The following is a 25426-nucleotide window of genomic DNA, read 5'->3' on the forward strand; positions in this document are numbered from 1 at the left end:
CACCGCTCTGGGTTGCGATCTTGCCCAACCCGCGCAACCCCGCCTATGGAGGGGGCGACCGAACCCGCGCCGCAGACCAGAACGGATGACGCCACGTGACCAGCACCCTGCCCGACCCGCGCGCCGATGACCGCAGCCGCAGCCAGCTGACCCGGCTGCGCGCCCGGCTGGCGGCACTGCAAGGCCCCGCACCCGTCAGCGACCCGGCAGGCGCGCTGGCACCGGACCGCTGGTTCTACGGGCAGGCCTCGGGCTTTCGGGCGGGCCTGTTCGACCGCCTGCCCGACGTGACCGGCGCGCGCTGGCTTGAGACCGGCACCCGCCTCGACCCGACACGCCCGCCCCATGACCCGGCGGACGAGCCGCTGGTGACGGTGGTGACTGCGCTGTTCAACAACCCCGACACGCTGCAACGCTGCATCGATTCCGTGCGCGCCCAGACCTGGCCCCATGTCGAGCACATCATCATCGACGGCGGCAGCGACGCGGCCACGCTGGACATCCTGCGCGCCAATGCCGACCACCTGGCCTATGTCGTCTCGGAACCCGATGGCGGCATCTACAGCGCGATGAACAAGGGCATCGCGGCGGCGCAGGGCGATTTCATCTGCCTGCTGAACTCGGACGATTTCTACGAACCCGATTTCATCGAGGCCGCGCTGGCCCGGCATGCCGAAGCGCCGGGCGGGATCGTGCATACCGACTACATTGCGGGTGGCCAACCCCTGCGGACCCTGCCCGCCAGCGAGGGTTTGGCCTTTGGCCATCTCAACATCTGCCACAATACCTTCCTGACACCGCGCGCCGTGCAGGACCGCATCGGCCCCTATCACGAGGATCGCCGCATCGTCAGCGACGCGATCTGGATGCGCCGCGCCTTTCTGGCGGGCGAGTCCTTCCTGCCGCTGAACCGCCCGCTGTTCACCCTGTCCGACGGCGGGCTCTCCTCGGGCCAGTCCGAGACGCACCGCCAGCTTTTCATCCGAGAGATGGCCGACAGCTACCGGCTGCTCTTTCCCGCGCTGACGCCAGCCGAGGCCGAGGCGATCTACATGTTCCGCTTCAACAAGGCCCGTGCCGGGGCGCTGGCCGATCTGGCGTCGCGGCATCTGGGCGATCCGGCGCTGATCGGGGCGCTGGCCGCCTATGTGGCCTATTGCCTGGGCCAGCGCGCGAATTTCCGCGTCTCGCGCACCGAGGCGGCAGGCCCGGTCCTGCGCGATCTGGTCCGGCTGGCCGATCTGCTGGGCATCGGCGCAGGCTGCCTCCAGGTCGAGACCAAGGACGGCACGCTGGCCGATCACCTGACGCGCATCGACGCGATCCTCGACCGCCGCAAACAGGGCGCCCGCCGGACGATCCTGCATGTGGTCACGGTGTTCTCGGCACCCTCGGAAACCTTCATCTACGATCTGGTCAACCAGCTCGACGCGCTGCCCGATACCGACAACTTCGTCCTGTTCGAACACGCGAAACTGCCCGAGGAACGCCCCTTCGCCAAGGCGATCCAGGTCCACTGGGCCGACCATCCCGAACCCGTCGCGCGGCTGATCTATCGCCACATCCTCGAACGGCTGCGCCCCGACGTGGTGATCGGGCATTTCGCGCTGAACGAATGGAAATGGGCTGACCGCATCCGCGGCCTTGGCCACACGATCCCCACCATCGCCATGTGCCACGGGATCGACGTGTTCATGCTGGGCGACAAGCCCGATTACACCGACCACGTGCTGAATGTCTTCGCCCAGCGCCCCGACGCGGCCTTCACCGCCGTGTCGGATTACCTGCGCGACCATATGATCGCGCGCGGCATCCCCGAGGACCGCATCCATCTGCTGCCCAACAGCGTAAACGACCGCTTCTTCCAGCACCGCAAGACCGGCGGCTTCTACCACCGCGACCGGACGCTGCGGCTGCTGGCCGTGGGGCGGCTGATCGACTGGAAGGGGCATGCCGCTCTGATCGACGCCTTCGCCCGGTTCCGGGCCGAGGCCACCACGGACGCCCATCTCACCATCGTCTATGGCATGGGCGATCACGAAAAGCCCGCCCTGACGGCGCAGATCGCCCGGCTGGGGCTAGAGGCGCATGTCACGCTGGAACCCTTCGTCGATTTCTCGGCCCGGCCCGATTTCTACGCGGGCTTCGACCTGTTCGTGCATCCCTCGACCTACAGCGCGGGGCCTGCTCCGAAATCCGAAACCTTCGGCGTGGCGCCGCTCGAGGCCATCGTGGCCGGGCTGCCGGTCATCACCACCGATGCGGGCGGTCTGCCCGAGGTGATCGGCGCCGAGACCCGCTTTGCCCGGATCGTGCCGCATGGCGATGCCGATGCGCTGGCCCGCGCCATGATCGACCTGTGGCGCGACGGCAGCGCCTTTGCCGACAACCGCGATTATGCGCTGGACCGGCTGGCGCGCTTTTCGCCACAGGCGCGCATCGACGGGCTGACCGCGCTGATCGACCGGCTGACCGCGTCGCCCGCGCTGAAGGTGGCGCTGATCTCGACCAGCACGCGGCAGGGGGCGGGCTATGCGGCCTACCGGCTGCATCGCGGGCTGCGCCAGACCTCGGTCAGGCCGCGCCTCTTTGCCAAGGTTCCCGACGAGGGCGCCCAGCCCGATGTGACGGTCGTGCCGCACCCCTCGGGCGATGGCCGGCAATGGGACCGCCTGCAACGCGCCCCGCGCCAAGGGCTGACGATCTTTTCCGTCAATGACGACCACATCACCGACACCGAATTGCTGCGGATGGTCCAGCCCTATGACATCATCAACCTGCACTGGCACGCGCGCTTTCTGTCGGCGGGCAATGTCGCCGCGCTGACACGCAGCGGCAAGCCGGTGGTGATGACCGTGCGCGACATGCAGCCCCTGACCGGCGGCTGCCACTATTTCCACGGCTGCGAGGGCTGGCTGCGCGACTGCGCCGCCTGTCCGCAGATCGCGGATGGCCATGGCGATTATCCGGCCTCGCTGCTGGCGATGAAGCGCAGCGGCTACGACTTCGCCAACCTGACGCTTGTGGCGCTGTCGCGGCACACGCAGGACATCCTGCGCCGCGCGCCGTTCTTCCGCGACTGCCGGATCGAACTGATCCCCAACTCGATCGAGACCGACATCTTCCGCCCGCAGGACCGCGCCGCCTGCCGCGCCGAATTCGGCCTGCCGCAGGACCGGCCCATCATCGGCTACGTCCCCTCGTTCTCCAGCGAGGTCAAGGGCTACCGCGAGATCACCGAGGCGATGAAACGTCTGGCCCGCCGCCATTCCGGCCCCGCGCCCTTTGTCATGCTGGTCGGCAACGACACCCCCGCCACCGCCTCGATCCCGTTCGAGCGCAAGGCGCTTGGCTATATCCACGACAACGCGACGCTGGCCCGCGCCTATGCCTGCGCCGATCTGGTCGTGGTGCCGTCGCTTGAGGAAACCTTTTCCAACACCACAGCCGAGGCGATATCCTGCGGCGTGCCGGTGGCGGGCTTCCGCACCGGCGCCATCCCCGATCTGGTGATCGACGGCAAGACCGGCCAGACCGCCGCCGTGGGCGATGTCGAGGGGCTGACCCGCGCCATGGCCGCGCTTCTGTCGCTCGGGCCGCAGGCCGCGCAGCGCATGGCGCTGGATTGCCGCGCCCATGCCGAAGGGATGCTGTCCTTCATGACACAGGCCTTGCGCTACGAGGCGCTGTTCCGCGACCTTGCCGGGCTGCCACCCGCCGAACCGGCCCCCGCCGCATCGCAAGGAAACACCGCATGAGCCTCGCCCATCCCGCCGCCTTCCACGCCTTTCTGGATGCCCCGGCCCAGGGCGCGACCAGCGACAAACACACCCCCTTCTGCGCGGGGCTGGCCCTGAATGCCGATCCGGCCATGCAGATGGCGGGCGACTGGCGCTCGCCCTCCGGGCGGTTGCTGGAACTGGCGCTGCGCCCCACGGCGCCCGGCGCATGGCTGGGGCTGCATCTGGCGCTGGACCTGCCCGACCTGTCGGGCCTGCGCTTTCTGGGCCTTGCCGCCCGCGCCGTCGCCCCCGACGAGGTGCTGATCCGCGCCTGCCTGCGCTCGGGCAAACCCGATGGCGGCTTTCGCGACCATTTCCTGCCCCGGCACTGGCTGGCCCATGACCAGGCCGCGACCCATCACGACCTGATCCACCTGCCCAGCCAGAACGCCCTGCCGATGCAGGCGCCATGGCGCGAACTGGTGCTGTTCCTGCCCTGCCGGGCGCTGGACCTGCACCTGCACGATCTTGCGATCCTGACCGCATGAGCGCAGCCGCCCCCTTGGCGCTGGCCGCCGTCATCGCCTGCCACAACGACGCGGCGACGCTGGCCCCGCTGCTGGCGGCGCTGACCCGGTCGGGTCCGGTGACCGAGGTGGTGGTGATCGACGACGCCTCGTCCCCGCCCCTTCGCCGCGCGGCCCTGCTGCGCGCCGCCGGACCCGAGGCCGAGGCCATGCCCCCCGGCTGGCTTCGCATCCTGCGCCACGCCACGCCCCTTGGCGCCGGGGCCGCGCGCAATCTGGGCCTGACGCTGGTCACGGCGCCGCATGTGATCTTTCTGGATGCCGATGACATGGTGCTGCCCGATCTGGGGCATCTGGCGCGCGATCTGGCCCATGACCCCGCAGCCCGCAGCGCCGATTTCTGCATCTTCCAGCATCACGACACGCGCGGCGATCAGGAACGGCTCTGGGGCCAGCGCCCCTTCGACGACAGGCTGTGGCGGCAGGCGGGGCTGGCGCATGGCGCGCTGAACCCTGTTTCAGAGGCGCAGGCCGCGCTGCTGGTGCAGACGGCGAATTACCCGTGGAACAAGATCTACCGCACCGCCTTTCTGCGCGACAAGGGCATCGGCTGCACGCCCCTGATGGTGCATAACGATGTCGAACTGCACTGGCGCAGCTTTCTGCTGGCCGACCGGGTGCTGGCCAGCGACCGGATCGGCGTGGTGCATGTCGTGCGCCCCAAGGGCAACCGCCTGACCAACCGGCACACCGCCGAAAGGCTGCGCCTGTTCCCGGTTCTGGACGCGCTTGCGACCGAGATCGCCCTTGGCGGCAAGCCCGCCATGGCAGAGGCCCTCAACGCCTTTGTCTGGGGTCTGGCCGACTGGATCCAGGCGCATTTGCCGCCCGAGCACCAGCCCGCGCTGCATGCCCATGCCGCGCGCTTCTGGCTGGACCACACGCCGCCCGCCCTGCGCGAAAGCCTACGCGCCGAACGCGGCCCCCTGCTCGACCGCCTCGGCATCCGCTGAGCGCGGCGCCTCCAGCACCGCCTCCAGCGCGCGGGGCAGCGCATGGGCCAGGCGCGCGCGCTCGGCCAGCCACGGCTCGGGGCGACCCAGCCGGGCGGCCAGAACCACCTGCGCCTCGCGCAGCGCCTCGATCCGCTCGTCGCTGAAGGGCTTGCGGATCAGATCGGCCACACGCTGCGCGGCCTCGCCCGGCTCCAATCCCGCCAGATTGACCCACGACCCCTCGGGCAGGTCGAACTCGGCCAGCCGATGACCGGGCTGCGCCCAGTAGAGCGGCAGCGACAGGTTCGCCAGCGCGTCGAACAGCTTTTCGGTCAGGTAATCGGGCTGATGCGTGTTCTCGATCGCGCCCATGATCCGCGCGCGCCCGTCCAGCCGCGCCATCTTGTCGGCATACCAGTTCGTCAGGCCAAAGCGGCTTGGCCCGCCCTGCCAGCTTGCGCCCAGACGTTCGACCCGGCCCGTGGTGCAGGCCTCGGCCAGCGCCGTCCGCCAGGCGCAGAGGCCGAACAACCCCGCCTCGGGCCAGCCCGCATTGTGATACGGCTCGGGGCGACGCTCGAACAGAAAGCACAGATCGCGGGGCGCGGCCTTCAGGCGCGCGCGCAGCCCCGATGCCGACAGCCGCGCATTGCGGGCAAAGCGCGCGGCATAGGTCGTGGCGAAACGGTGATGGGTCAGCAGGTAATAGGGGATCTGCCCAAAGCGAAAGACATCGCTGGTCTGGTGGTTGATCTGCACCACCGGCAGGGCGCCATGCAACCCGTCCACCACCCGGCGCGGCGCGGTGGGGCGGCGGTTCCAGATCGTATCCCAGAACGGCTCCTCGGACAGCAGCACCACCGGCACCCGCCGCGCGCGCCAGTCCTCGACCACGGCCAAAGGCGCCTCGGCCACATCCAGCACATGCGCGAAAAGGTAAAGATCCGCCTGATCGGGCCGGTCCACGACCTCGATCCGGTCGGCAAACAGCGGCGCCAGCGCGGCATAGCTGACCGGCATCCGCGCCTTGTGACGGCCCGAGACAAAGACCCTGATCCTGCCGCGCATCCTCGCCGCTCCCTGAACCCGGCCCCGATGAAGGCCGCGCCGACCTTATCCCCGCCCCGCCGCCAAGGCCAGAGCCCCCCCCGGCGCACCCGCCCGCAACACAGCCTTGCCGCAAAGCCTTGTCGCAAGGCGCCCGTCTTTGCTAAGCCTGCCCGACCACTCACACCAGCGCGCCTCTGGCCGCGCCAGCAAAGGTTGCCGCGCCCGTGCCATCGCCCATCCCCGCCACACCCACCCCCCCGGCAGCCGTGCTTTGCGCCGATGACAGCCCCGCGACCGAGACGCTGCGCCTCGCGCTGTCTCAATCCGCCCTGCCGCAGGGGCGGCGCCTTGTCCTCATCGGCCAGCCGGTCCTGACGCTGGCCGCGTCGCTGGCCCAGATGCCGGTGCAGGCCGCCCTGCCCGCCCTGGCAGCAACCGCCGAGGCCGCGCTGGCCGCGCGCCGGGCCGACCGCGCGAACACGCATCTGCTGATCGCGCAAGAGGCGCTGGCCCATCCGCAGGCGCTGACCGCGATGCTGGGGCTGGCCGCGCAACCCCTGCCCCTGCCCGCCCCCGCGCTGCCCGATGCGCTGCTGATCCTGCTGGCGCGCCACCTGATCGACCGCGACCCGGCGCTTGGCGCGCTTGAACAGGCGCTGATGGCCGAGCGCAGCGCCCTTCAGCCCGCGCCCCTGACCGATCCGCTGGATCTCGAAACCGCCCGCGACCACGCCGCCGACAGAGCCGCCGCGCGACGCCGCGACGCCGCGACCATCGCCCTGCTGGAAGCCCGCTGCGCCTCGGGGCGCGAGGAGCTGGAGGCCATGGCCCGCCAGAACATCGCCATCGCCGCGCGGATCGACAAGGCCGAGACCAGCGCCGAGGACAGCCGCGCCACCGTCGCCCGCGCCCGCGCCCGCGCCGATCAGGCCATCCGCGACCGCGACGCGACCCGCGCCGAGCTTGACCGCTTCTACCGCTCGAACTCCTATCGCGTGACGGCGCCCCTGCGCTGGCTGCGTCGCCGCCTTCGCCCCTGATCGCGCCCCCACCGATCCCCCATGACGATCTCGCCAGAAAGCCGGGCCATGCCGAACCACGCTCTTGACCATCTTCGCGCACACCTGACCCGTGACAGGGGCGCGCAGGCGCTGGACATCACCCATGTCGTCGTCTCGGGCGGCATGGGCGAGGCGGGGCTGCTGGACCGGCTTGGCCCCGATGACAGCCTGCGCCTTGTTCTGGCCGACCCGCAGGCCGTGGCGGCGCTGTCCGGCCGCCCCGCCCCCGCAGGGCTGGTGCTGCTGGAACAGGCCGTGATGGCCGCCGCAGCAGGCCCGCAGGTGCTGCACCGCACCAGCTTCGCGCCGCTGGACGGGCTTGGCGCCCCCGCGCCCGCGCTGCTGCGCCTGTTTCCCGGCCTGCGCCTTCTGGGGCGCGACCCGGTGACGGCGCGCGATATCGCCAGCCTGCCCCTGCCCGATCCCTTGCCCGACGCAATCGACGAGGCCGCAGGCCCCGAAGGCCGCGCGGTGGTGCTGTGCCTCGAAGCGCCGGGCCGGGCGCTGGCGCTGCTGCGGCGGCTGGCGCAGACCGGCGCGCTGGCACGGCTGGACGCGCTGCTGCTGCGCGAGGGCCGCGAGCCCCTGCACGAGGGCGCGGCCCCCCTGTCGGACCTGGCGCAGATGCTGACCGCCGGGGGCTTCACCCTGATCCCGTCCGAAGGCCCGCAGGACGACCCCGACCGCCCCTGGCTGCTGGCCACGAAACCGGCCATCCATCGCTTGCGGCAGGCGCTGGCTGCGGCCCGCGCCACACTGGCCCAACGACCCGCCTCCGCCCCTCAGGCCGAGGCGCAGGCGCAGGCCCAAGCTCAGGCCCAAGCCGAACTGACCCGGCTGCGCGAGGCTCTGGCCAAGGCCCAGTCCGAACGCGACACCGCGCGCGACGAGGCCCAAGCTCAGGCGCAGGCCGAACTGACCCGGCTGCGCGAGGCCCTGGCCAAAGCCCAGTCCGAACGCGACACCGCGCGCGACGAGGCCCAAGCTCAGGCGCAGGCCGAACTGACCCGGCTGCGCGAGGCTCTGGCCAAGGCCCAGTCCGAACGCGACACCGCGCGCGACGATGCCGCGATGCGCGTGGCCGCGATGCGCGACCAGCTCTTGCGCGCCGAGGGGCAGATCGACCTGCTGCGCGGCCTACTGGTCCTTGATCCGGCTGTGACCCCTCCGGCGACGGAGGCAAGGCATGACCGCTGATCCGGGGCAGTTCGACCTGATCCGGGCGGCTCTGGCGCGCGGCGACTGGCCCAGCCTTGCCGAATGGCGCCTGCCAGAGGCGACGCTGCAGGATCAGCGCCCGGACATGCTGACCGCGCTGCTGCAAGACGCACCCGACCGCGCGCATCTGGCACTGGCTCTGGCGGTGGCGCAGGCGCGGCACGGGGCGCAGGACAAGGCCCGCCGCCTGCTGACACTGGCCATCGGCTGGGGCTGCCCGCGCGACCGGGCGGCGGCGGCGCTGAGTTCGGGCGCGCTGGATGCCCTGGCCGAGGCCGCCCTGCTGGCGCGTGACGAGGGCGGCGCAGGCGTTCTTGCCCGCCGCGCCGCCGCGCTGCTGGCGGATGGCGCGACGCCCCCCGATGCAGACCGCCTCGCCGCCGAGGCCCTTGGCCGCGCCCGCGCCCGCTTGCCCCACCCGCCCACCGGGCGCCATGCCGCATCCGCCCCTCATCTGGCGCGGCTGGCCGAGGCCCTGCCCGGCTGGCAGGCCGGGCGCGACATGCCGCTGCTCTTGGAAACCAAGTCGCTGCCGCGCTCGGGGCTGCATTTCCTTGAATCGCGGCTGTCGCGGGTCTTTGGGCCGGGCTTCCGCTTTTGCGAATGGTACCAAGAGCCCGGCTGCTGCCGCGCCTTTCCCTGCCGCCTGACGCCGCTGCCGCAGGAACAGGGCGCGGGACACCCCGGCCTGAGGATGGTCAAATCGCATGATTTCGACCTGACCGACCCGACCTATGCGCCCGGCCCCGGCATCCACCGGCTGATCATGCTGCGCGACCCGCTGATGATCCTGACCTCGTGGTGGGCGCTCGAGGAACTGGGCCGCCACGGCGACATCCTCAAGGCCCATGACGTGCCGCTGACGCAGATCTATTTCCGCCACGATCCGGCGCTGCTGGCCCGCGCCTATCGCGTGATCGAGGCGCGGTTCCGCCCCGTCGCCCCCGGCGCGCTGGAGGCTTGGCTGGACCGGCGCAGCCGCTTCGTGCTGGACTTCGCGCGCAAATGGTGCGTCCCCGCGCCCCAGACCGATATCGTGGGCTATGACGCCCTGCCCGGCTGGCTGTCAGGCTTCCTGCGCGCGCGCAGCGGCGGCGCGGGGGGCCTTGGCGCCGAGGCCGAAACCGCCATCGCCGCCATCGAGGCCGAGGCCGCCCGCGACTTCCGCCCCCGCGCCGACCCGTTCCAGTCGCGCATCAGGCAGGTCTCGGACACGCTGTCAGGGCGGCAGGCCCTGTTCCATGCCGCATGCGAACGCCTGCGAGACGCTGACGACACCGGGGTGCTGACGCCGTTCTGGTCCCAGGCACACGGCGCCGGGGCGGCCTAGACGCCCAGGCAATGCCGCATGATCGCCTTCTGCGCGTGCAGGCGGTTTTCGGCCTCGTCCCAGATGACCGAGTTCGGCCCGTCCATGACCGCGCTGGTCACCTCGTCCTCGCGATGGGCGGGAAGGCAATGCATGAACAGCGCATCGGGCTTGGCGCGCGCCATCAGTGCCTCGTTGATCTGGTAGCCGCGCAGCTGGTTGTGGCGGCGCTCCTTGGCCGATTGCGGGTCGTGCATGCTGACCCAGGTATCGGTCACGACCAGATCGGCGCCGATCACCGCGCGTTCGGGATCGCGCTCGATGGTGACGGGACGGCCCTGGGCTGCGGCGTAGTCCAGCCATTCCTGTTCGGGGTCCAGAGGGCGCGGGCCGGTGAAGGTCAGGTCGAAGCCGAACTGCCCCGCCGCATGGGCGAAGCTGGCAAAGACGTTGTTGCCGTCGCCCGACCAGACGACCTTGCGGCCCGCGATGTCGCCGCGATGTTCCTCGAAGGTCATCACATCGGCCATGATCTGGCAGGGATGGGTGCGGTTCGTCAGCCCGTTGATCACCGGCACGCTGGCATATTCGGCCATCTCGTGCAGCGTGGCCTCTTCGAAGGTGCGGATCATGATCAGATCGACATAGCGCGACAGGACGCGGGCGGTGTCCGCGATCGTCTCGCCGTGACCCAGCTGCATTTCCGAACCCGACAGCACCATCGTCTGGCCCCCCATCTGCCGCACGCCCACATCGAAGCTGACGCGGGTGCGGGTCGAGGGTTTCTCGAAGATCAGCGCCACCATCCGGCCTGCCAGCGGCTGTTCGTCATCGGGCATGCCGCGCGGGCGGCCCTGACGGGCGGTCTTCATCGCGCGGGCATTGTCGATGATGGCGCGCAGGGCAGCGCGGTCGGTGGTGTGGATATCGAGAAAATGCGTCATCGTTCCGGCTTTCAGCGTTTTGTGACAGCAAGCCCTGCCCGGAGGCCGGGGTCAAGGGGCGGAAGGTCGGGAAAAGGGGGGCTCTGCCCCGTCGCGCTGACGCGCGACTCCCCGGGATATTTTTCTGAAGAAGAAAGAGGCAGGGGGCGCGGGCGGCGCCCCCGTCTTCAGGCGGCGAGGCTGGCGGCGGCGCGGTCGAGGCGTTCGACGGCCTCGGCGATCTCTGCGTCCTCGATGTTGAGGGGCGGCAGGAGGCGCAGCGTGTTATCGGCGGCGGGCACGGTCAGCAGGTGCTGGTCATAGGCCGCGCGCACGAGATCGGCAGGGGCGGTCCGGCATTTGAGGCCCAGCATCAGGCCCTGGCCGCGCACGGATTCAAAGGTTTCGGGATGGGCCGCGACCAGGCCTTCGAGTTTCTGGCGGAAGAGCGCGGCCTTGCGGTTCACCTCGGCCAGAAAGGCGGGGTCTGCGACGATCCGCATGACCGCCTCGCCCACCGCGCAGGCCAGCGGGTTGCCGCCATAGGTCGAGCCATGCGTGCCGGCGGTCATACCCGCAGCCGCATCCGCCGTGGCCAGCACCGCGCCAAGCGGGAAGCCCCCGCCGATGCCCTTGGCGACCATCATGATGTCGGGGGCGATGCCCGCATGTTCATGCGCAAAAAGCCGCCCCGTCCGGCCCATGCCGCATTGAACCTCGTCAAGGACCAGCAGCGCGCCGGTCGCGTCGCAGATCTCGCGCAGGCCCTTGAGGCAGGCATCGGGCAGCACGCGGATGCCGCCCTCGCCCTGCACCGGCTCGACCATGATCGCGGCGGTGCGGTTGCTGGCGGCGGCGCGCGGGGCGTCGTGATCGCCGAAGGGCAGCGTGCGGAAGCCCGGCATCAGCGGGCCGAAGCCCTTGGTCATCTTTTCCGATCCCGCCGCTGCGATGGCGCCGGTCGAGCGGCCGTGAAAGGCACCCTCGAAGGTCAGGATCTCGGTCCGGTCGGGATCGCCCGCGTGGTCCCAGTATTTGCGGACCATCTTGATGGCCAGTTCCGCGGCCTCGGTCCCGGAATTGGTGAAAAAGACCGTGTCGGCAAAGGTGTGTTCGACCAGCAGGTCGGCCAGACGCTCTTGCTCGGGGATCTGGTAGAGGTTCGAGACATGCCAGATCCGCCCCGCCTGTTCGGTCAGCGCCCGGACCAGCGCCGGATGGGCATGGCCAAGCGCGTTCACCGCGATCCCCGCGCCCAGATCCAGATAGCGCGTGCCGTCGGCGGTGATCGCCCATGCGCCCTCGCCTCGTTCAAAGGCCAGGTTGGCGCGGTTATAGGTCGGCAGGACATGCGGAATCGCGGGCGTGGTCATGGGCAGGGCCTTTGCAGCGATGGGAAAGGGGCAGGCAAGCGGGGATGCGGACCGTCGAGGGGTCGCATCAGCGTCGGATGATACGGGCGCGTCGCTTGTTCATGGCTGCGAAGATGCGCGTGACGGGCGCGACACGCAAGCGGTAATTGCCTCTGCCGGGCGGTTGACCCTGCCGGGCGGCGCGGCCAAGTCTGCGCGCATGGAAACATCCGGTGAACATCAGCCCGACCGCCGCGTGACCGCCGCCCTGATGGTGGCCGCGACCGCACTTTTTGCCGCGACCTCGCTGATCGCCAAGGCGATCGGGACGGGCGCGCTTGGCCCCGCGCTGCCGCCGCTGATGGTCAGCTTCGGGCGGTTCGGCTTTGCGCTGGCCGGGATCGCGCTGGCCTTGGCGGTGATGCGGCCGGTCCTGACGCGGCCCGCCTGGGGAACGCATCTGGCGCGCACGCTCTGCGGCTGGGGCGGGATCACGCTGATGTTCGCCGCCGTCGCACAGATGCCCCTGCCCGATGCGACCGCGATCAGCTTCCTGTCGCCGGTCTTCACCATGATGCTGGCCATCCCCCTGCTGGGCGAACGCGTCGGCCCCGTCCGCTGGGGCGCCGCCGTGATCGCCCTGATCGGCGCCGCGATCCTGCTGCGCCCGACCGGCGCGATCCAGCCCGCCGCGTTCCTGGCCCTTGGCGCCGCCGCCGCGATGGGGCTCGAGGCGATCTTCATCAAGCGCCTCACCGCGCGCGAGGGGCGTTTGCAGATCCTCATTGTGAACAACGGCATGGGCGCGGTGATCGCGACGGTGGCGGCGCTGACGATCTGGGCCGCGCCCAACCCCGCGCAATGGGCCGCGCTGGCGGCGCTTGGGCTGATCATGGCGGGCGGGCAGGCGCTGAACCTTGCGGCGATGCGGCGGGCGGATGCCAGCTTCGTCGCGCCGTTCTTCTATCTGACGCTGGTCTGGGCGGCGGGGTTCGACCTCTGGGTCTTTGGCGTCCTGCCCGACGGGGTCAGCCTGATCGGCGCGGCCATGCTTGTCGCGGGGGCGGGCCTGCTGGTCTGGCGCGACCGGCAGCGCCGCCGCTAGGGCTTCATCCGATAGCCCGTCTTCAGCCAGCGCCAGGCCAGATACAGCACCACCGCCAGCACCGCAGCGCAGACGATCAGCCCACGCAAGGGGGGCGAATCGCTGACCCCGGTCACGCCGTAACGCGCCCCGTCGATCAGATAGAAGATCGGGTTCCAGTGCGAGATCGTGTTGAACGGCTCGGGCAGGGCCTGCACCGAATAGAAGGTGCCCGACAGAAAGCTCAGCGGCGTGACGATGAAGTTGCTGATCGCGGCCATCTGGTCGAATTTCTGCGCCATGATCCCGGCCAGAATCCCCAGGGCCCCCATCAGCAAGGCCGCCATCACGACGAACGCCAGCGCCCAGAGCGGATGCGCGATGCCCCGCCCCGTCACCGCCACCATCCCCGTGCCGATCACCGCCGCGACCAGCCCCGCCCGCACGACCGAGCCCGCCAGATAGCCCGCCAGCAACTCGCCCGCCGACAGGGGCGGCATCAGCGTGTCCACGATATTGCCCTGCACCTTGGCCGCCACGATGGAACTGGAACTGTTGGCAAAGGCGTTCTGGATCACCGTCATCATCAGGATGCCCGGCCCCAGAAAGACCAGATAGGGCAGGCCCATCACCTGCCGCTCGCCGCCCAAAGCCAGCGCAAAGACCAGCACGAACAGCCCCGCCGTCATCAGGGGCGCAAAGACCGTCTGCTGCCAGACCGCCATGAAGCGCATGACCTCGCGCCGGGCCAGGGTCCACAGCCCCAGCCAGTTCATGCGCCCGAAGCGGCGCACCCCCATCTCGCGCGCGGCGGGGGGCAGGGCGCGGGGGCTTTTCTCGGTGCTTGGGGCTGTCATCTGGCGGTCCTTGAATTTCTGCGCGTCGGCGGCTAAATCTCGGCATCCCGTTTCTGGCGGGACCAATCGCAGGTTTCAAGATGGGGCGGCAGGCAAGACCCGCCCGGAAAGGCAGCCATGTCCTGGACGGATGAACGTGTCGAGACGCTCAAGCGCATGTGGTCCGAGGGGCAGTCGGCAAGCGCCATCGCCAAGGAACTGGGCGGCGTCACCCGCAACGCGGTGATCGGCAAGGTCCATCGCCTGGGCCTGTCGAACCGCAATGACGACCCCCAGCCCGAACCCGCGCCCGAGCCGCAGAAGCAGCCCGCCGCCCGCGCCGAATCGCCCGCGCGCGCCGAAGCTGCGGCGCCTCGCGCCGAACCGCGCCCCGAACCCAAGCCCGAGCCGCGCCCCGAGCCCAAGGTCGAGGCCCGCGCCGAGCCGCGCCCCGAGCCCAAGCCCGAGCCCCGCGCCGCCGAACCCGCACCTTTCACCCCGGTGCCGCGCCGTCCCATCGTGCCGGCGGGCCAGCCCCTGCCGCCGCAACCTTCGGCCAACGAGATCAGCCCCGAGGCCCTCGCCTCGGTCCGCGAGGTCGAGAAACGCGCCCGCAAGCTGACCCTGATGGAACTGACCGAACGCACCTGCAAATGGCCGATCGGCGATCCGGCCACCGACAAGTTCTGGTTCTGCGGCCTGCCCAGCCAGCCCGGCAAACCTTATTGCGAGGCCCATGTCGGCGTCGCCTTCCAGCCGATGAGCAGCCGCCGCGACCGCCGCCGCTGATCCGCACCACTATCCGGATGCAACAAGGCCGCCCCGCAAGGGCGGCCTTTGCGCTTCCCGCAGGCCTGGAACATCGCCCCGCCCCGCCGGTTGACCACGGACAGGAGGACCAAGCGATGACCACCGACAAATCCCGTCTGACCCCCACCCAGCAGGTGCGCGCCTCGGCCCGGACCGAACGCCACCCAAAGGCCCCCGATCACGCCGCAGGTGATGCCAGTCCCGCGATTCCCGGCGGCAACCGCCCCGATGCGGCCCCCTGCGAGAACCGCGACAAGCCCGGCATGATCGACAAAGACAGCGATTGCTGATCAGCGCGGCGGCGGCGCCGGGGCGACCAGAACGGCAATGGCGGTCAGGATCAGGACGGATGCGACCAGTTCCAGCACTTCCTCGCCCCGCGCGATCAGAACCATCGCGCCCTCGGGCAAGCTGATCCCGAACCCGGCCAGCTTGCGGTCCAGACCGTCGCCCGCCTTGGCCAGAACCAGCATCACGATCGCGCCCAGCCACAGCCAGGCGATGCCCGATCCTCGCCGCAATCCACCCAGCCACGGGACCAGATCGCGCCGGAGCAGCCGCAGCCCGGCCGCCAGCACGGCCAGCACGACGACCGCGCCAAGGATCTTTTCGACCAGCGGCGCCGCGCCGGAATAATGGCGCAGCGACAGGATGCCGTTTTCGGTGAAGCTCTTGTCCCAGTCCATCTCTCGCAGGGCGGCCGCGACCAGCAGCAGCACCTGATGCCAGCGCGCTGCCCGGTCCGGCAGGATCATCAGCGCCACCCCGGCCAGCAGCAGATATAGGGCCGAGAACATCTCGACCGGGCCGCTTTCGCCGTAAAGCTCGTCCTGATCCTGCCCGCTCGCAAGGCCCAGCGACAGCCAGGCCAACGGCACCAGCAGGCCCAGGATCAGGGTCGCGGCGGGCAGCGTGGGTCGTGTCATGGCGGGGCTTTCCTCTGGTCGCGGCGCCACGCTGCACCGGCGCCGCGCAACCCTCAAGCCCCTCGTCGCAGAAACATCACGCAACGCGCGCAAGCGGTGTACGTCCGGTGCACATCCCGTGCACGCCCAGTGGACGCAAGGTGAGGCCGGTTTTCCCGGCAAAACATGGGCTTTCGTGCGCCGCCGCGCGCCGGGGCGTTGCGTGCACAGCCCCTGCAACGCGCGCCGCACTTTTCATCACCGCGCAACAGGGCTAGAGAAGCGCGACCCCCAAAGGACGCATGCCATGGCCCGCCACCTGATCACCTCTGCCCTGCCCTATATCAACGGCATCAAGCATCTGGGGAACCTCGTCGGCTCCCAGCTTCCGGCGGATCTCTATGCCCGCTACCTGCGCGCGCGCGGCCACGAGGTCATGTTCATCTGCGCCACCGACGAACACGGCACGCCCGCCGAACTGGCCGCCGCCAAGACCGGCGAAGCCGTGGCCGATTACTGCGCCCGGATGCATGCCGAACAGGCCCAGCTGGCCGCCGGCTTCGGCCTGTCCTTCGACCATTACGGACGCTCTTCCAGCGACCGCAACCGCGCCCTGACCCAGCATTTCGCGGGCCGTCTGGCCGATCAGGGCTATATCCGCGAAGTGGTTGAGAAACAGGTCTTTTCCCACGCCGACAACCGCTTTCTGCCCGACCGATACATCGAGGGCACCTGCCCCAATTGCGGCTATGACAAGGCCCGCGGCGACCAGTGCGAGAACTGCACCAAGCAGCTTGACCCGACCGACCTGATCGACCCGCGCAGCGCGATTTCGGGCTCGACCGATCTGGAAGTGCGCGAGACCAAGCACCTCTATCTGCGCCAATCCGCCCTCAAGGGCGAGATCGCCGCCTGGATCGACGCCAAGACCGACTGGCCGATCCTGACGACCTCGATCGCGAAGAAATGGCTGAACGACGGCGACGGCTTGCAGGATCGCGGCATCACCCGCGATCTGGACTGGGGCGTGCCCGTCAAGCGCGGCGATGCCGAATGGCCGGGGATGGAGGGCAAGGTCTTCTATGTCTGGTTCGACGCCCCCATCGAATATATCGGCGCGACCGCCGAATGGGCCGACGCGACCGGCGCCGATGACGCCGCCTGGCGCCGCTGGTGGCGCCTGGACGAAGGCGCCGAGGACGTGACCTACACCCAGTTCATGGGCAAGGATAACGTGCCTTTCCATACGCTTAGCTTCCCCGCCACGCTGATCGGATCGGGCGAGCCGTGGAAGATGGTCGATTACATCAAGTCGTTCAACTACCTGACCTATGACGGCGGGCAGTTCAGCACCTCGCAGGGCCGCGGCGTCTTCATGGACCACGCGCTGGAGATCCTGCCGGCGGATTACTGGCGCTGGTGGCTGCTGTCCCACGCCCCCGAGTCGGGCGACAGCGAGTTCACCTGGGAGAATTTCCAGCAATCGGTGAACAAGGACCTGGCCGACGTTCTGGGCAATTTCGTCAGCCGCATCACCAAGTTCTGCCGGTCCAAATTCGGCGAAACCGTCCCCGAGGGCCCCGCCTACGGCGCCGACGAGGCGGCGCTGATCGCGGCCCTGACCGCGCGGCTGGCCGCCTATGACGCCAACATGCAGGCGATGGAGGTCCGCAAGGCCGCATCCGAACTGCGCGCGATCTGGGTTCTGGGCAATGAATACCTGCAATCGGCTGCGCCCTGGACGGTGTTCAAGACCGATCCCGACAAGGCCGCGATGCAGGTCCGCATGGGGCTGAACCTGATCCGGCTTTACGCGGTTCTGTCGGCGCCCTTCATCCCCTTTGCCTCGGCCCGGCTGCTCGAGGCGATGGGCGCAACCGGCGCCGAATGGCCCGGCGACATGCAGGACGCCCTGTCCGCGCTGCGCCCCGGCCATGCCTTCACCGTGCCCGACCTGCTGTTCGCCAAGATCAGCGACGAGGATCGCGAAACCTGGGCCGAGCGCTTCAAGGGCGTGCGCCGCTGAGGATTGCGGCCTTGCGCCGCTTGCGTCCCGCGACAGGGCGGGGGGCATCCTGCCCCCCGCACCCCCCTGGGCCTGGGCACAAGAATGTGACCTTTGCGCAACAGCCCGCCACGGGCTTCGGCCGCGCAGGTTGTTCCCCCTAAAACGCAGGCTTAATCCCGAGCGTATTACCCAGGTATGCGGTCTGTTCCCTCGGCCCCTGCCCCAGGCATGCAAATCCCATAATCCGGAGCCTATCGCATGCCCTTCGCCCATGCCCTGGCCGCGCCGTCCCGGCGCCAGGCCTCTTGCCGCATTCTCACCCGCACGACGCTTGCCGCGACGGTCGCGCTGACGCCCGCGCTGGCCGCCGCGCAGGAGGGCCAGCCCTTCCTGCTGGACGAGATCGTCATCACCGCTTCGGGCTTCGAACAGAACGTCGCGGACGCCCCCGCCAGCATCACCGTAATATCGGGCGACGAGTTGCAGCGCCGGAACATCACCAGCCTGACCGACGCGCTGCGCGGCGTGCAGGGCGTCGCCACGACCGGCACCGCGAACGAGCAGGACATCACCATCCGCGGCCTTGGCGGGCAATACACGCTGATCCTGGTGGACGGGAAACGCCAATCCACCCGCGAAAGCCGCACGAATGGCAGCGCGGGGATCGAGCAGAGCTTCATCCCCCCCGCCGCCGCCATCGAGCGGATCGAGATCGTGCGCGGGCCGATGTCATCGCTTTACGGCTCGGACGCGATGGGCGGTGTGGTCAACATCATCACCAGGCCCGTCGCGGATCGGTGGGGCGGCTCGGTCACGGCCGAGACCACGATCCCCGAGCGCGACGAGGACGGTTCGAGCCGTCAGCTGTCCTTCTATGCCAACGGCCCGGTCATCGCCGACATGCTGGGTCTGCAGGTCTGGGGCCGCAAGCTGGACCGCGGCGAGGCCCGCGTGATCGACGGCCTGCGCGAGCGTGACATGAACGACCTGTCCGCGCGGCTGACCTGGACCCCCGCCACGGATCACGAGATCAGCCTGCAGGGCGGGCGCAGCCGGATCGAGGATCTGGGCCGCGTCGGCCGCACCATCCCCGAGACCGATTTTCGGGGCACCCGCCAGAATGACAGCCTGCAGGAAAACAAGCGCGACCATGCCCGGCTGAGCTATGCGGGACGGATGGGCGAGACGCGGCTTGAGGCTTCGGTCCAGCGCGAGACGGGGCAGCGCGTGACCTCGTCGGGCAATGGCGCCGTGGGTCTGTCGCCCGCCACACGCGCGCCCAAGGTCACGAACACCGTCACCGATGCCAAGCTGACCACGCCGCTGGAATGGCAGGGCCGCCACATGCTGAGCCTTGGCGCGCAGCACGACCGGGCCGAGGTGCGCGACCAGAACCCCGGCCTTGGCGACGGCGTGACCTATCGCTTTGCCACCTCGCAATGGGCGATCTTTGCCGAGGACGAATGGAAGCCCAACGACGCCTTCGCCCTGACCCTGGGCGCGCGCCTGAACCGCCACCAGGAATTCGGCTCCCATGTCACGCCGCGCCTTTACGGCGTGTGGAACGCCACGCCGGATCTGGTGCTGAAGGGCGGCGTATCGACCGGGTTCCGGGCGCCCGACGTGCGGTCGATCGTGCCGGGCTATTTCTACACCACGCAGCGCGGCGCGGGGGTGATCGTCTCGAATCCCGACCTCGACCCCGAGACCAGCACCAACTTCGAACTGGCCGCCCTGTATGAGGGTCAGGGCTTCAGCCTGGGCGCCACGGCCTTCCGCACCGATTTCGAGAACAAGATCGAAAGCACCAATACCGGTGAACGCATCACCGTGGGCGGTCAGGGCTATAACCGGTGGGAATGGTTCAACGTGGGCGAGGCGCGGCTTCAGGGCGTGGAACTGACCGCCGACTGGGACGCTTCGTCGGATGTGACGGTCCGGGCCTCGTACAGCCTGGTGGATTCCGAACAGCGCAGCGGCGCCTTTGCGGGCTTGCCTCTGGCGCGGACGCCGCGTCATTCGGCCAGCGTCACGGTGGATTGGCAGACGCCCGTCACCGGGCTGGACCTGTGGGGCGCCGCCAATTACCACGGCCGCGAGGTCGCGGCGGGCGCGCGGATCGGCACCAATGGCCGACCCTATGCCACCAACGAGGCCGGGGATGTCATCGCCTATGAATACGGGTCCTACCTGACGGTGGATCTGGGCGCGAATTACCGCCTGTCGGATCGCGCGACGGTCAATGCGGCGGTTTATAACCTGCTGGACCGCGACATCGACATGGCCACCAACAACACGGTCGGCGAAGGCCGTCGCCTGTGGCTTGGCCTGACGACCGAGTTCTGACCCCATCCCCGGCGGTGGACATTCCGCCGCCGGGCCGCTTTCATCCGGGCCAACCAAAAAGGAGACCCGGATGACCCATTGCATCCTGATCGGCGCCCCCGTCGATGAAGGCCAGCGCCGCCCCGGCTGCCTCATGGGGCCTGCCGCCTATCGCGTGGCGGGCCTTGCCGGAACCCTGTCCGCGCTTGGCCATCAGGTCGAGGATCGCGGCGATGTCGTCCCCGGCCCCGTGGGCGTCCAGACCTGCGCCAATCCCGCCGTCCATCACCTGCCCGAAATGATCGCCTGGACCGAGGCGCTGGCCCGCGCGACCGAGGACGCGATGGCCTCGGCCATGCCGATCATCATGGGCGGCGATCACGCGCTGGCCATGGGAACCCTGACCGGGGTCGCCCGGCACGCCGCGCGCGCCGACAGGCCGCTTTTCGTGATCTGGCTGGACGCGCATAGCGATTTCCACACGGTCGAGACGACCACATCGGGCAATCTGCACGGCACGCCCATGGCCTATGCCAGCGGGCTGCCGGGCTTTGCGCCCTTTCCGCCCTTTCCCGCGCCCATACCGGGCGAGAACATCTGCATGTTCGGCATCCGCAGCGTGGACCCGGCCGAGCTGGCCGCGATGCAGCCGACCGAGATCACCGTGAACGACATGCGCGTCCTGGACGAACAGGGCATCACCGCGCCGCTGCGGGCCTTCCTTGATCGGGTGCGGGCGGCGGACGGGCTGCTGCATGTCAGCCTTGACGTGGACTTCCTGGACCCTTCGATCGCGCCAGCGGTGGGGACCACGGTGCCCGGCGGCGCGACCTTCCGCGAGGCGCATCTGGTCATGGAATTGCTGCATGAATCCGGGCTTGTCACCTCGCTGGATCTCGTCGAGCTGAACCCGTTTCTGGACGAAAGAGGCCGCACGGCCAAGCTGATGGTCGATCTGGTGGGCAGCCTGATGGGCCGCAAGGTCTTTGACCGCCCGACACGCAGCTTCGGCTAAGACCGCCAAGCCCTTGCGCCGGATCGCCAATTTCCTGTCGCATCGTGCGCTTGTCTGTGGCATGAGGCAGGCGATGCGGACGTGGCGAAACCGGTAGACGCAGCAGACTTTGACGATTGGAGTGCCCGGTCGGGGAAACCCCCGGTGCAGAACCGCTCAAATTCGGGGAAAGCTCTGGGCCTTGGCGCCCGTGCCGATCCCGAGCCAAGCCCCGGAAACGGGGAAGGTGTAGAGACTAGACGGGCGGCGCCTAAAGCCTTCGGGCCATGGCGAAGGGATAGTCCAGACCACGAACGGGCCGCATCCGCGCCCGGCGGCGAAAGCCGAAGTGGTACGAAAATCTGTTTTCCGCAAGGAAGTGCGGGTTCGATTCCCGCCGTCCGCACCATGATCCGCCGCCCCTGTTGCCGGGGGCGGCGGTCTTGTCTCAGCCCTCTTGCGGGGCGGGCTCGCGCGGAGGGCGGCCGATGATCTCGCGCAGCGCGTCCAGCTCGATGAAGTTGTCGGCCTGACGGCGCAGGTCGTCCGCGATCATCGGCGGCTGGCTGCGGATGGTCGAGCAGACCGAGACCCGCACCCCCTGCCGCTGCAGCGCCTCGACCAGCGGCCGGAAATCGCCGTCGCCCGAGAACAGCACCGCATGATCCAGCCGCGGTGCCAGCTCCATGGCGGCCACGGCCAGTTCGATATCCATGTTGCCCTTGACCTTACGGCGGCCAAGCGCGTCCGTGTATTCGCGCGCGGGCTTGGTAACGACGCAATAGCCGTTGTAATGCAGCCAGTCGACAAGCGGGCGGATCGGGGAATAATCCTCGCCATCGACCAGCGCGGTGTAGTAATAGGCGCGCATCAGCTTGCCACGGCGGTCGAACTCTTGTCTCAAGAGCTTGTAATCAATATCAAAGCCAAGAGCCTTGGACGCTGCATAGAGGTTTGCGCCATCTATGAAGATCGCCAGGCGGTCATCCTTGTAGAACATGCGGTGTTGCCTTCAATAAGCCTTGCTGTTGGGCAGCCCTGGGGCGGTCGGGGTGAGGGACCCGACCGAATGCCCCGGCCACGGTTTGTAGGACGGGAAGGAGAGAATGGTTAACCTGTCTTCTGGTATAGTCGCCCTGGGCGCGAACCTCCCCTCGTCGGCGCAGGGCCCGGTGGTTACGCTGCACGAGACCGTAGGCATTCTGCATGCCGAACCCGATATTTCAATCACGGCGCTCAGCCGCTTCTGGCGGACGCCCGCCTATCCGCCGGGGTCCGGCCCCGATTTCGCCAATGCGGCGGCGCTGATCCGCACCAGCCTGACGGCCGAGGCGCTGCTGGCGCGGCTGCACGCGATCGAGGCCGTGGCCGGGCGCGACCGTTCGACCGGGCGGTGGTCGGCGCGGGTGCTGGATCTGGACCTGATCGCGCTGGACGGGCTGGTCCTGCCTGACGAGGCGACTTTGCGCCACTGGATCGGCCTTGCCCCCGAGGATCAGGGCCGCACCGCGCCGGACAGGCTGATCCTGCCCCATCCCCGGATGCAGGATCGCGGCTTCGTCCTCGGCCCCCTGGCCGAGATCGCGCCCGACTGGCGCCACCCGCTGACCGGGTCCAGCGTGTCGCAGATGCTGGCGGCGCTCGGCCCCGAGGGGCTGGCCGGGATGCGTCCCCTTGATCCGGGCGATTTGGGGGCTTTTGCTTGACATTCCCCCCGTTGCTGACCACTAGTCCGGTTTCGCCCGGAATATCCGATTCGCAACTGCACAGGTGATTCATGGCCCGCGTTACGGTTGAAGACTGCGTCGACAAGGTTCCCAACCGGTTTGATCTGGTGATGCTGGCCGCGCATCGCTCGCGCGAGATCGCGGCGGGCAGCCCTGCCACCGTGGACCGCGACAACGACAAGAACCCCGTCGTCGCGCTTCGCGAGATCGCCGAGGAAACCCAGCCCGTCGATGATCTGCGCGAGCGGATGATCGAATCCACCCAGACCCAGATCGAGGTGGACGAGCCCGAGGAAGACGCGATGGCGCTGCTTCTGGGCGCCGAGGTGGATCGCCCCCGTCCCGCCGACGAGGAGTCCGAAGAGCGCATGCTTCGCATGATGCTGGAAGCCAACCAGCGCGGCTGACGGCACCGGGACAACCACAGCAAGCAGAGGTCTTCGGCAGCAAGATGATCGACGTCGAAGACCTTCTGGCGTTGGTGCGGAACTACAATCCGCGCAGCAATGCCGCCCTGATCCGTGATGCCTATGAATACGGCATGCGGATGCACGAAGGGCAGTTCCGTCACTCGGGCGAGCCCTATTTCACTCATCCCATTGCCGTCGCCGCCATCCTGACCGAGATGCGGCTGGACGATGCCACGATCATCACCGCCCTGTTGCATGACACGATCGAGGACACGCGCTCGACCAAGACCGAGGTCGCGGCGATGTTCGGCGAGGAGATCGCCGATCTGGTCGATGGCGTCACCAAGCTGACCAATCTGGAATTGTCCAGCGCCCAGTCCAAGCAGGCCGAGAATTTCCGCAAGCTGTTCATGGCCATGTCGCGCGACCTGCGCGTGATCCTGGTCAAGCTGGCCGACCGGCTGCACAACATGCGCACGATCCGGTCGATGCGTCCTGAAAAGCAGGTCAAGAAGGCGCGCGAGACGATGGACATCTACGCCCCCCTTGCGGGGCGGATGGGCATGCAATGGATGCGCGAAGAGCTTGAGGACCTGGCCTTCAAGGTCATCAACCCCGAGGCGCGCAATTCCATCATCCGCCGCTTCGTCGGCATGCAGCGCGACAGCGGCGACATCATCGGCCAGATCACCGCCGATATCCGGGTCGAACTGGAACGCGAGGGGATCGACGCGACCGTTTTCGGGCGCGCGAAAAAGCCCTTCAGCGTCTGGCGCAAGATGCAGGAAAAGCAGCTTGCCTTCTCGCGCCTGTCCGACATCTACGGTTTCCGCATCATCACCGCATCCGAGATGGACTGCTACCGCGCACTTGGGGTGATCCACCATCGCTGGCGCGCCGTGCCGGGGCGGTTCAAGGATTACATCAGCCAGCCCAAGTCGAACGGCTACCGCTCGATCCACACGACCGTGTCGGGCCGCGACGGCAAGCGGGTCGAGGTGCAGATCCGCACCCGCCAGATGCATGAGGTGGCCGAGGCCGGGGTTGCCGCGCATTGGTCCTATCGCGACGGGGTCCGGGCGCGGAACCCCTTTGCCGTGGACCCCGCCGCCTGGATCGCGCAACTGACCGACCGCTTCGACAGCGAGGATCACAACGAATTCCTCGAGCATGTGAAGCTCGAGATGTATCAGGATCAGGTCTTCTGCTTCACGCCCAAGGGCGACGTGCTGCAATTGCCCAAGGGCGCGACCCCGGTCGATTTCGCCTATGCGATCCATACGCGGCTGGGCAATTCCTGCGTCGGCGCCAAGGTGGACGGCATCCGCGTGCCGCTGTGGACGCGGCTGAAGAACGGCCAGTCGGTGGACATCATCTCGGCCTCGGGGCAGCGGCCGCAATCGACCTGGCTGGACATCGTGGTCACGGGCCGCGCCAAGGCCGCGATCCGGCGGTCCCTGCGCGAGGAGGACCGCGACCGCTTCATGCGGCTGGGGCGCGAACTGGTGCGCGTCAGCTTCGAGCATGTGGGCCGCAAGGTCACCGACAAGGCGCTGCGGACGGCGGCGCGGCAGATGGGCCTGCCCTCGGCCGAGGATCTGCTGGCCCGGATCGGCAGCGCCGAGAACTCGGCCAAGGAAGTGCTGGAGCTGCTCTACCCGGAACTGGCCGATCACGATGACGAGATCGATTCGCGCCGCCCCATCGCGGGGCTGGAGGCGGATGCGAACTTCAAGCGCGCGCCATGCTGCAACCCGCTGCCGGGCGAACGAATCGTCGGCATCACCTATCGCGGTGCAGGCGTGGTGATCCACGCCATCGACTGCCCCGTCCTGGCCGAATTCGAGGATAATCCGCAGCGTTGGGTCGATCTGCAATGGCGCGAGGGGCGCCATCCGGCGGCCTATTCCACGGTGCTGAGCCTGACCATCCGGCACGATGCCGGGGTTCTTGGGCGCATCTGCAGCTTGATCGGCGGGCAGGGGGCGAATATCTCGAACCTCGAGTTCATCGATCGCAAGCCCGACTTCTACCGCATCGAGGTCGAGGTCGAGCTGCGCGATCACGAACATCTGCACAAGCTGCTGACCGCGCTGGAAGCGGACAGCGACGTGGCGCAAGTGGCGCGGATCCGCGACCCGGCGCTGAAACCCTGAAGGCGGCCCCGACG

At 68.9% G+C, this 25426-nt stretch carries 21 protein-coding genes; 15 read left to right on the forward strand and 6 right to left on the reverse strand.

From position 1 onward, the window contains the following. Positions 1-95 precede the first annotated feature (95 nt). From ACTZWU_RS08070 to ACTZWU_RS08080, 3 genes are read left to right on the forward strand one after another with little or no spacing between them, the layout of a single operon-like run. The gene (locus ACTZWU_RS08070; RefSeq protein WP_444736834.1) at positions 96-3758 is read left to right on the forward strand and encodes a glycosyltransferase; all 3663 of its coding nucleotides are present in this window, start codon (positions 96-98) and stop codon (positions 3756-3758) included. Then, on the forward strand, positions 3755-4270 hold the full coding sequence (locus ACTZWU_RS08075; protein ID WP_444736835.1) for a hypothetical protein: 516 nt from the start codon (positions 3755-3757) through the stop codon (positions 4268-4270). The genes ACTZWU_RS08070 and ACTZWU_RS08075 overlap by 4 nt, the downstream gene beginning before the upstream one ends. Then, positions 4267-5262: a glycosyltransferase gene (locus ACTZWU_RS08080; RefSeq protein ID WP_444736836.1), complete on the forward strand. Its 996-nt coding sequence runs from the start codon at positions 4267-4269 to the stop codon at positions 5260-5262. Before ACTZWU_RS08075 ends, ACTZWU_RS08080 begins: the two co-directional genes overlap by 4 nt. Here ACTZWU_RS08080 and ACTZWU_RS08085 read toward each other — a convergent pair. Then, a complete protein-coding gene (locus ACTZWU_RS08085; protein ID WP_444736837.1) occupies positions 5215-6312 on the reverse strand; it encodes a glycosyltransferase family 10 domain-containing protein in 1098 nt (365 codons plus the stop codon). The genes ACTZWU_RS08080 and ACTZWU_RS08085 overlap by 48 nt on opposite strands. A gap of 206 nt (positions 6313-6518) precedes the next feature. Between ACTZWU_RS08085 and ACTZWU_RS08090 the strand changes: the two genes are divergently transcribed. The 3 genes from ACTZWU_RS08090 to ACTZWU_RS08100 are packed head-to-tail and all read left to right on the forward strand — an operon-like array spanning position 6519 to position 9903. After that, complete coding sequence (locus ACTZWU_RS08090) at positions 6519-7334, forward strand: hypothetical protein (protein WP_444736838.1); 816 nt, start codon at positions 6519-6521, stop codon at positions 7332-7334. A gap of 48 nt (positions 7335-7382) precedes the next feature. Next, positions 7383-8552 (forward strand): hypothetical protein, encoded by a 1170-nt coding sequence (locus ACTZWU_RS08095; RefSeq protein ID WP_444736839.1) that lies wholly within the window; start codon positions 7383-7385, stop codon positions 8550-8552. Further along, the gene (locus tag ACTZWU_RS08100) at positions 8542-9903 is read left to right on the forward strand and encodes a hypothetical protein (RefSeq protein WP_444736840.1); all 1362 of its coding nucleotides are present in this window, start codon (positions 8542-8544) and stop codon (positions 9901-9903) included. The genes ACTZWU_RS08095 and ACTZWU_RS08100 overlap by 11 nt, the downstream gene beginning before the upstream one ends. On the opposite strand, the gene argF is transcribed toward ACTZWU_RS08100, so the two are convergent. Continuing rightward, positions 9900-10826 (reverse strand): ornithine carbamoyltransferase, encoded by a 927-nt coding sequence (gene argF / locus ACTZWU_RS08105; protein WP_444736841.1) that lies wholly within the window; start codon positions 10824-10826, stop codon positions 9900-9902. The genes ACTZWU_RS08100 and argF overlap by 4 nt on opposite strands. Positions 10827-10993: 167 nt before the next feature. Further along, the gene (locus ACTZWU_RS08110; RefSeq protein ID WP_444736842.1) at positions 10994-12178 is read right to left on the reverse strand and encodes an aspartate aminotransferase family protein; all 1185 of its coding nucleotides are present in this window, start codon (positions 12176-12178) and stop codon (positions 10994-10996) included. Positions 12179-12377: 199 nt separating this feature from the next. Between ACTZWU_RS08110 and ACTZWU_RS08115 the strand changes: the two genes are divergently transcribed. Then, entirely contained in the window at positions 12378-13262 is an 885-nt protein-coding gene (locus ACTZWU_RS08115; protein WP_444736843.1) for a DMT family transporter, read from the forward strand. On the opposite strand, the gene ACTZWU_RS08120 is transcribed toward ACTZWU_RS08115, so the two are convergent. Next, a complete protein-coding gene (locus ACTZWU_RS08120; protein WP_444736844.1) occupies positions 13259-14098 on the reverse strand; it encodes an ABC transporter permease in 840 nt (279 codons plus the stop codon). The genes ACTZWU_RS08115 and ACTZWU_RS08120 overlap by 4 nt on opposite strands. A 117-nt stretch (positions 14099-14215) precedes the next feature. Here ACTZWU_RS08120 and ACTZWU_RS08125 point away from each other — a divergent pair, with 117 nt between their 5' ends. Both ACTZWU_RS08125 and ACTZWU_RS08130 read left to right on the forward strand, forming a co-directional pair. Further along, on the forward strand, positions 14216-14866 hold the full coding sequence (locus ACTZWU_RS08125) for a GcrA family cell cycle regulator (protein ID WP_444736845.1): 651 nt from the start codon (positions 14216-14218) through the stop codon (positions 14864-14866). A gap of 116 nt (positions 14867-14982) precedes the next feature. After that, complete coding sequence (locus tag ACTZWU_RS08130) at positions 14983-15177, forward strand: hypothetical protein (RefSeq protein ID WP_444736846.1); 195 nt, start codon at positions 14983-14985, stop codon at positions 15175-15177. On the opposite strand, the gene ACTZWU_RS08135 is transcribed toward ACTZWU_RS08130, so the two are convergent. Then, the gene (locus tag ACTZWU_RS08135; RefSeq protein ID WP_444736847.1) at positions 15178-15813 is read right to left on the reverse strand and encodes a hypothetical protein; all 636 of its coding nucleotides are present in this window, start codon (positions 15811-15813) and stop codon (positions 15178-15180) included. A gap of 286 nt (positions 15814-16099) precedes the next feature. Here ACTZWU_RS08135 and metG point away from each other — a divergent pair, with 286 nt between their 5' ends. The 3 genes from metG (at position 16100) to rocF (ending at position 21140) form a co-directional block, all read left to right on the forward strand. Next, positions 16100-17818 carry a methionine--tRNA ligase gene (metG, locus tag ACTZWU_RS08140; protein ID WP_444736848.1) on the forward strand — a complete coding sequence of 573 codons (1719 nt, stop codon included), beginning with the start codon at positions 16100-16102 and terminating at the stop codon, positions 17816-17818. 240 nt (positions 17819-18058) lie between these two features. Next, positions 18059-20146 (forward strand): TonB-dependent receptor domain-containing protein, encoded by a 2088-nt coding sequence (locus ACTZWU_RS08145; protein ID WP_444736849.1) that lies wholly within the window; start codon positions 18059-18061, stop codon positions 20144-20146. Between the two features lie 70 nt (positions 20147-20216). After that, positions 20217-21140, forward strand: a complete 924-nt coding sequence (rocF, locus tag ACTZWU_RS08150) for an arginase (RefSeq protein WP_444736850.1) — start codon at positions 20217-20219, stop codon at positions 21138-21140. 427 nt (positions 21141-21567) lie between these two features. Here rocF and ACTZWU_RS08155 read toward each other — a convergent pair whose 3' ends face one another. Next, positions 21568-22119, reverse strand: a complete 552-nt coding sequence (locus tag ACTZWU_RS08155; protein WP_444736851.1) for a LabA-like NYN domain-containing protein — start codon at positions 22117-22119, stop codon at positions 21568-21570. A gap of 106 nt (positions 22120-22225) precedes the next feature. On the opposite strand from ACTZWU_RS08155, the gene folK reads away from it, so the two are divergent. From folK to ACTZWU_RS08170, 3 genes are all read left to right on the forward strand, one after another. After that, a complete protein-coding gene (gene folK, locus ACTZWU_RS08160) occupies positions 22226-22825 on the forward strand; it encodes a 2-amino-4-hydroxy-6-hydroxymethyldihydropteridine diphosphokinase (RefSeq protein ID WP_444736852.1) in 600 nt (199 codons plus the stop codon). Between the two features lie 71 nt (positions 22826-22896). Beyond that, a complete protein-coding gene (rpoZ, locus tag ACTZWU_RS08165) occupies positions 22897-23253 on the forward strand; it encodes a DNA-directed RNA polymerase subunit omega (protein ID WP_444736853.1) in 357 nt (118 codons plus the stop codon). A 44-nt stretch (positions 23254-23297) separates the two neighbouring features. Beyond that, a complete protein-coding gene (locus ACTZWU_RS08170; protein ID WP_444736854.1) occupies positions 23298-25412 on the forward strand; it encodes a RelA/SpoT family protein in 2115 nt (704 codons plus the stop codon). The last annotated feature ends 14 nt before the right edge of the window (positions 25413-25426 follow it).

It is taken from the genome of Paracoccus sp. NSM (genome assembly GCF_052379855.1).
Taxonomy (GTDB): Bacteria; Pseudomonadota; Alphaproteobacteria; order Rhodobacterales; family Rhodobacteraceae; genus Paracoccus.